Origin of the sequence: Campylobacter sp. RM10537 (assembly GCF_022369435.1) — a bacterium.
Lineage (GTDB): Bacteria > Campylobacterota > Campylobacteria > Campylobacterales > Campylobacteraceae > Campylobacter_D > Campylobacter_D molothri.
This window is the reverse complement of the sequence record NZ_CP059597.1, coordinates 1,053,311-1,065,721: the sequence shown is the minus strand read 5'-3', so window position 1 is coordinate 1,065,721 and position 12,411 is coordinate 1,053,311. Positions and strand designations below refer to the sequence as shown.

At 26.3% G+C, this 12,411-nt stretch carries 11 protein-coding genes; 5 read left to right on the top strand and 6 right to left on the bottom strand.

Annotated elements, in window-relative coordinates:
* Positions 1–15: 15 nt before the first annotated feature.
* The gene (locus tag CMOL_RS05400; protein WP_239820024.1) at positions 16–1,659 is read right to left on the bottom strand and encodes a 4Fe-4S dicluster domain-containing protein; all 1,644 of its coding nucleotides are present in this window, start codon (positions 1,657–1,659) and stop codon (positions 16–18) included.
* Between the two features lie 72 nt (positions 1,660–1,731).
* Here CMOL_RS05400 and selA point away from each other — a divergent pair, with 72 nt between their 5' ends.
* From selA to CMOL_RS05380, 4 genes are read left to right on the top strand one after another with little or no spacing between them, the layout of a single operon-like run.
* Positions 1,732–3,051 (top strand): L-seryl-tRNA(Sec) selenium transferase, encoded by a 1,320-nt coding sequence (selA, locus tag CMOL_RS05395; protein ID WP_239820023.1) that lies wholly within the window; start codon positions 1,732–1,734, stop codon positions 3,049–3,051.
* The gene (gene selB / locus CMOL_RS05390) at positions 3,048–4,850 is read left to right on the top strand and encodes a selenocysteine-specific translation elongation factor (protein WP_239820022.1); all 1,803 of its coding nucleotides are present in this window, start codon (positions 3,048–3,050) and stop codon (positions 4,848–4,850) included. The genes selA and selB overlap by 4 nt, the downstream gene beginning before the upstream one ends.
* A gap of 47 nt (positions 4,851–4,897) precedes the next feature.
* Positions 4,898–5,608 (top strand): bifunctional thiol oxidoreductase, encoded by a 711-nt coding sequence (locus CMOL_RS05385; protein WP_239820021.1) that lies wholly within the window; start codon positions 4,898–4,900, stop codon positions 5,606–5,608.
* Positions 5,609–5,640: 32 nt separating this feature from the next.
* On the top strand, positions 5,641–6,129 hold the full coding sequence (locus tag CMOL_RS05380; protein ID WP_200280866.1) for a hypothetical protein: 489 nt from the start codon (positions 5,641–5,643) through the stop codon (positions 6,127–6,129).
* On the opposite strand, the gene CMOL_RS05375 is transcribed toward CMOL_RS05380, so the two are convergent.
* The gene (locus tag CMOL_RS05375; RefSeq protein ID WP_239820020.1) at positions 6,119–7,414 is read right to left on the bottom strand and encodes an MFS transporter; all 1,296 of its coding nucleotides are present in this window, start codon (positions 7,412–7,414) and stop codon (positions 6,119–6,121) included. The genes CMOL_RS05380 and CMOL_RS05375 overlap by 11 nt on opposite strands.
* Before the next feature lie 152 nt (positions 7,415–7,566).
* Here CMOL_RS05375 and rdgB point away from each other — a divergent pair, with 152 nt between their 5' ends.
* Positions 7,567–8,178, top strand: coding sequence for an RdgB/HAM1 family non-canonical purine NTP pyrophosphatase (rdgB, locus tag CMOL_RS05370; protein WP_239820019.1), 612 nt, complete (start codon positions 7,567–7,569; stop codon positions 8,176–8,178).
* 42 nt (positions 8,179–8,220) lie between these two features.
* On the opposite strand, the gene CMOL_RS05365 is transcribed toward rdgB, so the two are convergent.
* The 4 genes from CMOL_RS05365 to CMOL_RS05350 are packed head-to-tail and all read right to left on the bottom strand — an operon-like array spanning position 8,221 to position 12,409.
* A complete protein-coding gene (locus CMOL_RS05365; RefSeq protein WP_239820018.1) occupies positions 8,221–10,674 on the bottom strand; it encodes an efflux RND transporter permease subunit in 2,454 nt (817 codons plus the stop codon).
* Positions 10,675–11,241 carry an MlaC/ttg2D family ABC transporter substrate-binding protein gene (locus CMOL_RS05360; RefSeq protein ID WP_239820017.1) on the bottom strand — a complete coding sequence of 189 codons (567 nt, stop codon included), beginning with the start codon at positions 11,239–11,241 and terminating at the stop codon, positions 10,675–10,677.
* An 8-nt stretch (positions 11,242–11,249) separates the two neighbouring features.
* A complete protein-coding gene (locus CMOL_RS05355) occupies positions 11,250–11,939 on the bottom strand; it encodes an MlaA family lipoprotein (RefSeq protein WP_239820016.1) in 690 nt (229 codons plus the stop codon).
* Between the two features lie 26 nt (positions 11,940–11,965).
* A complete protein-coding gene (locus CMOL_RS05350; protein ID WP_200280682.1) occupies positions 11,966–12,409 on the bottom strand; it encodes a phosphoribosyltransferase in 444 nt (147 codons plus the stop codon).
* Positions 12,410–12,411: the final 2 nt, after the last annotated feature.

Sequence of the window (12,411 nt, the reverse complement as noted above, 5' to 3'; positions counted from 1 at the left end):
ACTTATGGTCGATATTTATAAATTACTCATACTTTTTATCATAATTTTTGCTTTGCATTCTGCACAACAATAAAGTGTTTTAATTTTGTTTTGATCTTCTTTAAATTTAGGTTTCATAAATTCTGCAATTTTTTGTATAGCTTTTTTAGTAGCAAATTCTTTACCACATTCTATACACGCAAAAAGTTCATCTTTTGCTATTGTTTGATATTTAAAAAATCCAGGATTAAATTCTATTCCGCTTCTTGTTAATTTTAGTGTATTTTTTTCAGCACAACTTACTTCGCAATATCCACAAGTAGTGCAAAGTGAAGCATTAAATTTTAAAGCATTTTCTTGATGATCAGCAATTAAAGCTCCTACATTGCAAGCCCCAACACAAGAAAGACAAAGAGTGCAAGTTTGAGTATTGATTTCTATTTTGCCATATCTTATCCAATTTCCGCTTTTTAAAGAGCCAAAATCATCATTTTGTATAAGTTTTTGCATTCTTATGGAAAAGTTTTCTCTTGTTGTAAGGGTATTGTTATGAAATTCAAAATATAAATTTTCTATAAATTCTTGTTGTTTTAATTGAGTAATGAATTCTTCATTATTATTAACAACAAAAATAGCTTTTTTATTAAATTTTCTCTCAAAAAAAGTATTTAAAAGTTCTATGGTTTCATGATTTCCTTCAGACAATGTTTTAGTAAAAAAGATTATATTAGCTCCACTGCTTTGCAAAAGAGATAAAAAATGCATAGGGGTAAGCCATCCATCTTTTATAATTAGTGGTAAGGTATTTTTTGGAAGTGCTAAATTTAAATTTTCTAGAGAAATTTTTTCAGAAATAAGTACAATTTTATTTTTTTTAAAAAAATTACAAATTTTAAAAAAGCTATTTCTAGGTAAATTAGCACTATCAAGCGATCCACTAGGGCAAATACTAATACAAGAACCACACTCTAAACAATCTATTTGAGAAAAAACTAGGTTTTTATTTTCATCATCTTTTAAAATAGCTGTTGTAGGACAAATTTCAACACATTTAGCACAATGTTCACTACGTCTTGAATGATATTGACATATATTTAAATCATAAGAAAAATAATTTTTATATGTATAATTTGGAACAATACTATTTAAAAATTCAAGCAAGGCTTCTTTATCTTTAAAATTTTGCATATCATAACAGCCACTTTGTCTTAAAAAATCTTTCCTTGAGTATTTGTGATTGAAAATTAAAATATCAAAATCAATTTCTACTTCATCAGATATTATTGCACATAACTCTCCTATGGTTCCAAAGATACCTTTGATTTCTTGATTTTTTAATGTAATAACTTTAAAATTATTTTTTTTTAGAAAATCAGCAAGTTCTTCTTCTAAATCAACGAGAATAATGCGTTTTTGAATTTGTTTATTTTCTTCAAAATCAAGTCCCAAATCATAAATATGATTTCTAATTTGATAGAGTTTTAAAATATTTTTAGCTTTTTCCAAGGCATCATCTTGAGAATTTCTAAGGTAAAAATTAATTTCTGGGGCATAGATGATAGATTTTTGTTTTTTATCATTAGAGATTAAAACTTCTACATCTTTGGTTGTTTCCCAAATTTCAATTTGATCAGGTAAAGGGACTAAATTTTTGTTTTTTATAAAAACAAATTCTTTCATTAAGTTTTTCCTCTAAAAAATATTTTTTTAAATTTTATGTTAAAATAACCAAATATTTTCTTAAGGTTTAAGATGGACAAAATTAAAAAATTTCCACAAATTGGAGCTTTAATTGAGGATGAATTTTTAAAAGAATATCCGTTTTATTTAAAAGCTTATTTTTGCAAAAATATCGTGGCTAATTTTAAAGCCATGGGTAATAATAATTGTGAAAAAAGCATTCTTTTAGAAAAAATCAAATTAGAAATTCAAAATTATCTACGTAAAGATTTACAAAGTGTAATTAATGCCACAGGTGTGATTATCCATACCAATTTAGGAAGAAGTGTAATTGATGAAAGCATTTTTAATCAATGTAAAGATCAAATTTGCAATTATACAAATCTTGAATTTGATTTAGAAAACGGTAAAAGAGGGAGTCGCTATGCTTTAGTGCTTGAAAAGCTTAAAATGCTTTTTGAGTGTGAAGATGCTTTAGTGGTAAATAATAATGCTGCTGCAGTTTTTTTGATTTTAAATACCCTTTGTTTTAATAAAGAAATTATTAGCTCTAGGGGCGAATTGGTTGAAATAGGTGGGAGTTTTCGTGTGCCTGAAGTGATTAAGGCCGCAGGAGTTAAGCTTAAAGAAGTTGGAACAAGTAATAAAACACATTTAAAAGATTATGAAGAAGCTATCGATGAAAATACAAAATTGCTTTTAAAAACACATAAATCAAATTTTGCTCTTATAGGTTTTCAAAGCGATGTAAGTATTATAGAGCTTAATAAATTAGCTAAAGAAAAAGGAATTTTAACCTATTATGATTTGGGTTCTGGATGGTGTGAAAATTTAAATAAAGAATTGGCAAAAAATGAACCTATGATTAAAAAAGTGCTTAAAAATTGCGATATTTTAAGCTTTAGTGGTGATAAGCTCTTTGGTTCTGTTCAGGCTGGAATTATATTGGGAAAAAAAGATCTAATTGAAAAGATTAAAAAAAATCAACTTTTAAGAATGTTAAGAGTAGATAAAATCACTTTAGCATTGATCAATCAAACGCTTAAGGCTTATCTTGAAAAAGATTATAGCAAAATCACAACTTTAAGACTTTTAAATGATGATATTAAACATATAGAACAAAAAGCTTTATGGGTGCAACAAAGGATTAAATTTAAAAGTGATATTAAAAAAAGCAAAAGTCTAGTTGGGGGTGGATCAATGCCTGATAAAACTTTGGAAAGTAGAGTTTTGTCTTTTGAGGGTAAAGCTTTAATATTGCAAAAAAAATTTAGAGAAAAAAATATTATAGGTCGCGTTGAAAATAATAATTTTGTTTTAGATTTTAGAACGATTAGGCAAAGTGATTTAGATATTTTGATCAAACTAATTAATTCTATGGAAAATTTATGAATTCTTTGCTTATTGGAACTGCTGGACATATTGATCATGGAAAAACTTCTTTGATTAAAGCTTTAAATGGCTTTGATGGAGATAATTTAAAAGAGGAAAAAGAAAGACAAATTACAATTAATTTAAGTTTTTCAAATTTAAAATTAAAGGATAAACATTTATCTTTCATCGATGTTCCAGGACATAAAGATTTAGTTAAAACTATGATTAGTGGAGCATTTGGTTTTAGTGCTTGCTTATTTGTTATAGATATTAACGAAGGCTTAAAAGAGCAGAGTATAGAGCATTTAGAAGTGCTTGAAATTCTAGAAATTAAAGAGATTATCATTGTATTTAGCAAGTGTGATTTATGTCAAAACTATAAAGAGCGTGGACAAGAAATTTTAAAAAATTTAAATTTTAACCCCTCGAGTGTTTTTTATACATCTATAAAAGAACAAGTTAGTATTAATATTTTAAAAGATTATCTTTTAAATTTAAAAAATAAAAATGCAAATGATGATTTGATTTTTCGTTATTATATAGATAGAGTTTTTACGCTAAAAGGTATAGGAACTGTTGTAACTGGCAGTTTAAATGAGGGAAAAATTAGCGTCAATGAAAAAATTATTTGCTTAGATAATCAAAAAGAACTTTTGGTAAAAAATATACAAAATCATGATGAAAATTGTGAAGAAATTAGAGCTTTTAATCGTGTGGCATTGAGTTTAAATTGCGATCATAGAGATTTAAAAAAAGGTTTTATCTTAAGTAAAAAAGGTGTTTTTAAAGGATTTTTAGAATGTGATGTTTTAATTAAGGCTAAAAGAGGATTAAAAAATGAAAAAATGCTTTTTTGCGTAGGGAGTAAAAGTGTAGAATGCAAACTTGTAATTTTAAAAGAATTAGATAATGACGAATTTTTTGCTCATCTTGTTTTTAAAACTCAGCTTTTTTTATGTTTTGATGAAAAATTTATTTTACTTCAAAATAATCGCATTGTAGGAGGCGGTAGAGTTTTAAATCCTGTGAGTGAGCCTTTAAAGAAAGAAATGAAAAATAAATTATTATTTTTGCTTAAAAATAGAGACTTTAAAGCTGTTTTTGGGTTCTTAAAAGATATTCATAAAATGGGTTTTGGCTTACTTTCTAGCTATCAAAGATTTAAATTATCTCATAAAGAAGCTTTGGATTTAGCAAAAAAAATAAATGGAGTTTTTGTAGATGAAAAAAATCTTAATGTCTACAATCTTTTAGCTTTGGATGAATTTAAAAAAATAATTGTTTTTATATTGGATAAAAATCCTTATGCTATGTTTTCTCCGACTTCATTATCTTTAAGAATTTCTTGGGCAAGTATGGAATTTTGTGAATTTGGGCTTAAGAATATGCAAAATTTGCTTGATTTTAAAAATGGAATATATTTTAAAAAAGGTACTGATTTTGAAAAACTCAAGCAAAGAAATAATAATGAACTCTATGAAATATTGAAAAAACAAGGTATTATGCCGCAAGCTCCTTATAATCTTTATGAAGATTTGGATCTTGATCGAAAGAGTGGTGATGAAATTTTAAAAAAACTTACCCAAGAAAAGTTAGTTGTCAGACTTTCTCATAATCTTTTTGTAGAAAAAAAATCTTTAGATCGATTAATGCAAGAATGTTTGAAAATTTTAGAAACTAGAATTCTTGATGTGCAAAAAATGAAAGAAATTTTTCATTTATCGAGAAAATATGCAATAGCTTATTTGGAATATTTAGATAAAGATGAAAGAGTGCAAAAAAAAGACGAAAAAAGATTTTTAAAAACAAGTATTTAGAAAATCATTATACAATAAACCCATATTTTATTTTTTAAGGAAGATAAATGAAAAAATTAAGCTTAATTTTAGCTTGTTCAGCATCTTTGTTTGCTGCGAGCAATAGCGAAATCAGTGATTTTTATTCAAAAAGTATTAAAATGCAATTTCCAAATGCTACTGTAACTGTAAAGGATCGTCAAAAAGTTGGAGATACTGGGTTTGAAAGTGTAATTGTTAGCGTAAGTGTTGATGGTCAAACTCAAGATCAAATTCTTTTTACAAAGGATAATATTATAGTTCCTGATATTATTGATTTAAAGACAAGAACTTCTTATGCTCAAGAATATGAAATGAAGAAATTTCAAGAAGCTAGAGAGCATTTTGCTAAAAATGCTAAACCTGTAGCACAAAAGGAAAAAATGGTAATTGCCATGGGAGATAAAAATAAACCTGCAATGTATGTATTCTCTGATCCAGAATGCCCTTTTTGTAGAGAACAATTAGAGCAAATTAAAGATGAGCTTAAAAATTATCAAATCAATTATATTTTAACCCCAGTACATGGAAAATCGGCTTTTGAAAAATCAGCATTAATTTATAAAGAAAGCAAAAAAGCTAAAAGCGATGATGAAAAAATAGCAATTTTAAAAAAGTATTACGATCCAAATATTAAAAGTTATCCAAAAGTTAGCGATGCTGAATTAAAACAGATATTCTCTCTTTATGAAAAATATCGTGCTTTAGGACTTAGTGCTACTCCAACTATTATAAAATGAAAATTTTTATTTTTATATTTTTAGCACTCTTTATGAGTGCTTGTGCTAATTCTACTTTTGTTGAAAGTTCTATACGGACAAATAATGAAGGAATATTTCTTCAAGCGCATCTAAATGAAACTTTTGAAATTCTTTTTCAAAATCCAAGTAAAATTAAAAGTGAGTTGGAAATTAAATTAGCTAATAGATTGCGAAATTTAGGACTTAAACAAAGCAATCAAAATCCAACATATAAAATTTATCTCAATCTTGTTGATATGAAAAAACATTCTTATGCACAAAGGATAAACACTTCAGCTAGATTTTTTTATGATTTTGATCCTTTAGAAAGCCAAGGAGAATGGCTTGTTGAGAATTATTATAGTATGCAATTAAATATAGAAGTTATTAAAAATGGCAAAGCTCAAAAAACAAGTTTGATTGCCAGAACAGCTTATTTAGCAAATAAAGAGCGTTGCCAAGTTTCGTTAGAGGATAAAATTCTTAATCAAATTACAAGCTTTTTCTATTTTAAATTTTAGCTTTTAAGTTTTCTTCGTTTGTAATTTTGCTATCAAATTTAATAATTAAATTTTTAGAATTTTTATAAATATCTACCACTCCTATATTTTTTCCAAATTCTTTTAAATCTAAAGATGTGCTTAAAGGTAGATAAATATTTTTAAATTCAGATGGATTTTTTAAGAAAAAGAGACTAACCAACCAAAAAATAGCTAAAACAATTAAAATCATTGTTAAAAGATTTAATTGATTAAGATGCAAAAATATCCCACCAATAGTTCCACCTATAAAACTTCCCGCATAACCAAAAGCATTAAAAAGACCTAATGCTGCGCCTTTTTCATGAACTTTGCAAAATTTTGATGCACAGCTTTGCATTATAGGTTCATGCAAATTAAATCCAATAAAAAATATTATAATAGCAATAATAAAAAGATTGATAGAATTAGCAAGATTAAAAAGAATATAAGAACAAATAAAAAATACCACACCAAGTAGTAAAATTTGTTTAGCTAAGCCTTTTTTTTCTCCTAAACTTCCAGCAAAACCCATAGCAATAAATCCTGCAATCATAGAGGGTGTATAAACAGTCCAAAGTTTATTTTCATGAAAACCTAAATGTTTAACCAAAATAATAGGTATGCTTAAAAATGCTATACTCATAAGCATCTTTTGCATACAATTTGTAATATTCATTAGAGCTAAATTTTTTTGTCTAATCAAATGTAAAAAAGGTGTTTTTTGATTATGGTGAGTGATTTTATTTTCTTTTGGAACAACGCTATAGAGCAAAACAATACATAAAGCTGATAAGGCTGCACTCAAATAAAAAAGACTAGATAGTCCCCATTTTGCACTCATTAAAGGAGAAATAACCATAGAACTAGCAAAGCTAAGACCAATAAAAGAACCCATAATAGCCATAGCTTTACCACGATTTTCTTCTGTAATAAAATCACTAATCATAGCTGTAGCGACACCTCCAATAGCTCCAGCACCTTGAAGCATTCTTCCTAATAGCATCATGTAAATATCATGAGAAAATGCGCAAATTAAAGAACCAAAGATAAAGATTAAGAGTCCTATAAGCATTGTTTTTTTACGACCTATTTTATCGCTTAAAATTCCAAAAGGCATTTGTAAAATCATTTGAGTAAGAGAATAAATTCCTACTAAAAATCCTACTAAAAATTCATTTGCGTGTTCTAATTTTAAAGTATAAAGACTTAAGACAGGTAAAACAATGAAAAGTCCGAAAAATCTAGTTCCAATTATAAATGATAAAGCTAAAACATTATTTAACATTGTTACCTTCCTAAAATTTTTAAATTGAGATAATTTTACTATGATTTAGATTAACTTATTTTTAATTTTAAGGGATAATTTTCTTGTAAGCTTTTGAAAATTATGCTAGACTTTTTTAAAGTTTTCATGGCTAAAAAAAGAAAGGATAAGGTATGAAAATTCTTTTGGCAACAAATAACGCACACAAAGTTTTAGAATTTAAGGATATGATAAAAAATTATCCTTTATACTCTTTTGGTGATGTTCTTGAGCCTTTTGAAATAGAAGAAAATGGTAAAAGCTTTAAAGAAAATGCTTTAATAAAAGCTAGAGCTGTTTTTAATGCTTTAAATCAAAAACAGAAAAAAGATTTTATTGTATTAAGCGATGATAGTGGAATTTGCGTTGACGCTTTAGATGGAAAGCCTGGAATTTATTCTGCTCGTTTTAGTATTCAAAGCGATGATAAAAGTAATAGAGAAAAATTACTTTCTCAAATGAAAAATTTAAATATTTCTGAAAGTAAAGCTCACTATAAAGCTGCTATTGCTTTGGTGGGTTTTAATGGGGAGTATGTAACTCAAGCAAGTATGCATGGAAAAGTTATCAATAAGGAAAAAGGAGATAAGGGTTTTGGTTACGATAGTCTTTTTATTCCAAAGGATTTTGAACAAACTTTAGCTGAACTTGAACCTAATCAAAAGAATAAAATCTCACATAGATTTAAAGCTATGGAACTTGCTTTAATTATTTTGGAAATGATTAAAAAGGAAAAAGAAAGATGAAGAAATTTATAAAATATATAATTGCTGTTATTTTAATTTATGCTATTTATGTTGGTTTTCAATTTTGGCTTTCTTAGAATAAATACTAATCAAAAAGCTAGGGAGTAAAAATAAACTCCCGCTTAAGAGTAAAATCATAACAAAGATTGTTAAAACTCCAAAATAGATTGTAGGAATAAAATTACTACTCATCATAACACTAAATCCTAATACAATACTTATGGTTGTATAATAAAGTGCTGAGCCTATACTAAGATGAGAATTTATTATAGCTTTTTCAATACTTTTAGTCTTAATTTCTTCCTTAAAACGGTAAATATAATGAATAGCATCATCAACGCCAATGCCTATAGCAATAGCAGCTATTGTAATACTCATCATATCAAGAGGAATTTTACATAATCCCATTAATGCAAAAACAACACTTAAAGGAATAACATTAACAAGTATAGCTATAATAGAAAATTTTAAATCACGAAAAACAAAGATAAAAAGAATAAAAATAGCCAATATAACAAAAACAAGTGTATCAAATTGCGAAGAAAAAAGGCTTTGAAGCATATTATTGTAAAGTACCATAATACCTGTAATTTGAATTTGTACATTATCATTTTTTAAAAGTTTGTGTAAATTTTCATTAAGTTTCGTTAAAAATTCATTACGTCTTAAATTTGGATCAGAATCAACAATACGCATTGTAAATCTTAATTCATTATTTTTTATATTAACAAAAGGAGAAATGAGATCTTGTTTAAAATTTTGCGGTAAATTCTCATTTAAAAATGCCAATGCAAAATCATCTAAATCTTCACCATGATTGATATTTTTTCCCAAAATTAAAAGACTATTTAAACTAAGAACCGAACCTACAAATTTTTGATGTTCTAAAAATTCATGAACTTTTTTAGCAATACGTGTTTTTTGGGAGTTAAACCAATAGGTATCTTTTTTTTCTAAATTTTCAAATTCATCTTCAAAACTATCTAAAGTATTATTTGAATCAGTATTTTTTTGATTATCTTTAAAGCGTATAATTACATCTAAAGGCAAGGTTCCACTTAAATTTTTATCAATAACAAGCAATCCTTTTTTAATCTCGCTACTATCTCTAAAATAGTTTACAAAAGAATTTTCAACTCTCAGTTTAGAAATTCCAAATAAAGATATTAAAATTGCTATACAAGAAATTCCATAAATAATATAACGTTTTTTTGGATCCAAACTTATTTTTGCACAAAATTCTAAAAGATTAAATTTAAATTCTTTTTTATAATATTGTTTCGGCTTGAGCAAAACTAAAACACTTGCTAAAAATAAATAACTAAAAATTAAAGCTAAACCTATACCTATACTCATCATAATACCTAATTTTATAATAGGTTCTATGTTTGAAAGTATAAGAGAGCAAAAGCCTATCATAGTTGTAACTATAGCATAAAGACTGGGTTTTGCTTTAGCTAATAAGGTTTGAAGCACAAGGCGTTGAATTTTTGCTTTAGGATGGGCTTGAGAGATTTCTATAAAATGAGTGATTAAGTGAATTACAACACTTAGCGTTATGATTAAAACTAGGGCAACGTAATTAGAAGAAATAACAGTAATTTGAAAATTTAAAAGAGCAAATATTCCACTTGCCGCACTCAAACTGATAAAACATATAAAAAGGGGTAAAAAAACAAAACGCCAAGTTCTAAAAAAATAGTATAATGCAATTGCTAATAAAAAAACTAAAGAAACTCCATAAATTAAAAGATCGGATTTTATATAGGTGATCATATCATCAGCTATCATGCTGACACCACCAAGATAAAGTTTATCTTGGTTAGTTTCGTATTTTTTTATGATATTTTTTATAAAATCTAAGTTTTGTTTATTGAGAATTTTTTGCTGATCTTGATGCTTTTTAATCGCCAAACGAATAGCATTTTTTTCTTTTTCGTTTTTAGCCAAATCTCTTTTTTCTATAAGTTTATCGTAAATATAATCTGTTTTTAGATAAATAATAATTCCTGTGATTTTTCCATCTTTTGAGATAATATTATTTTTATAAAAAGGATTATTTAAAATTTCACTTTTTGCTTTTGTTTGATTAATATCTTTACTTTGTATATTGGGTATATTTTTTAAAAGTTCTTTAAAGTCTGTATTTTCAGAGCTTTGCAATAAAGGTGCATTGATGATGCTAAAAACGCGATTAACCAAAGGTGCTTTTTCTAGTTCATAATGAATTTTTTCTAATTTAGATAGATTTGTTTTTGAAAAAAGATTTCCATCTTGAGGTTTAAAGGCAAGAATTAAAAAATTATCATTTTTATAATGTTTTGAAATTTCTCTAAAGGTTTTTAAATCAATATCGTCTTCAAGCAATAAACTCTCAGCGCTTGCATCAACGCTTATTTTAAAGGCGAAAAAACTAAGAAATAAACAAATAAAAAGAGTTCCCAAAAAAGTAGTTTTTGGGTAAGAAATAATTAGTTTTAAAAATTTTGAAAACATTTATTTTATAGTGATATTTTTAAGTTTTTGTAATAAAGCTTGAAATCCTTCACTCGATAAAATATCTCCAAATTGAGAACGATAGGTTTGAATAATACTAACTCCTAATACATCAACATCATAAATCAACCAATTATTATTGTTGTTGTAAAATTTGAAAATAATATTTTTTTCTTCTCCATTGTCAATAATAGAAGTTATAAGAAAATATCTTTTTTCATTTTTAAGCTCCCCATTTTTTACTTTTAGAATCTGATCTTTATAAAGACTTAGCTTATCAGTAAAACTTTTTTTAAGACTTTGTTCAAAAGCTTTTGAAAATTCTTCTTGCTCTTGTTTGTTAAGCTTATCATAATTTTTTGAAAGACTAAGTTTTGCCATGAGTTTATAATCAATAATATCATCGAAAAGTTTAAAAATTTCATTTGCTACTAAATTTTTATCTTTTTGAGTTTTTAAAAAATTTAAACTTTTGTCAATATTATTTTGCATAGTATTTGGGATATCGTTTAAATTTAGAGCCCAAATATTTCCTAAAAAAAAGAATAATAAAATAATTTTTTTCATTTTTGTCCTTATTTGCTTAATTCTTGCCTTCTTTGTTCATAAGCATCTCTTAAAAATGGATATAAATTTGGTGTATTATAGTAAATTTCATCAATTTCATCAAGTTTAAAACTAAGTTCATTTCCAAAGCCATAAGTACTTATAGTAATACTAACCCATTGAGGCTCTATATAGCTTACGGGATTTGCATACCAAATTGCAGGCAAGGTTAAAGTATCTCTTAAATTACTAGGTCCTAATACAGGCAATACTAAATGAAAACCTCCACCAACTCCCCAATGTCCTAAAACTGTTCCAAGATCAGCAGGATGTTTTTTTAATCCCATTTTGCTAGCTGGATCCATTAAGCCCCCAAAACCCATAATTGTATTAGCGATAAATCTTTTAAATTCTTCTCCAGCATTTTCAAATTTAAATTGCAAAACATTTCCAACAAAACGCATAGGCGAAAATAAATTGTCAAAAAAATTTTTTACTCCCACACGAAAAAATTGAGGTGTAACCTGATCATAAGCCTTTAAAATAGGACGAAATCCATAAGTGTATAAGGTCATATTAAAATGAGTCATAGCTTTATTATAGTTTACAAGTGGATCATTAATTTGATAATTTTTATATTCTTGCTCAAAGTCTTCAAAATTTTGATCCAATGCAAAAGAATAAGTTAATAATAACAATAATATGATTTTAATTTTCAAAATTTGAAACTCCAAAATAATAAAAGTCAATCAATTTTTATATCCCAAAAGAAGTCTATCCATTCTTTAGCTTCTTTAACCTTGAAGTCAGGTTCTAAAAGAGCCGTTTTTTTATAAAAAATTGTTGCAATTTTTAATTCAATATGAGGAAATTGTTCTTGCAATCTTCTTTTAATCTCAGATAAGCTTTCGCCACTATCTACTATATCATCAATGAGTAAAATTTTTTTATAATTTTTAAGATCTGGAATATTAAAAATTTCAATAGTATCGAGTTTTTTAGTATCATCATAATGTATAGAATTAAGACTAAAAAGATTACGAGTATTTAATGCAACAGCTAAAGAATGTCCCAAAGTCATGCCGCCTCTAGCGATGGCAATAAGAGCATCAGGATTAAATTCTTTTTTTATTTGTGAGGCTAAAAATTTAACATCTTCCTCAAAATAATTATAAGAATAAAAAAACATCT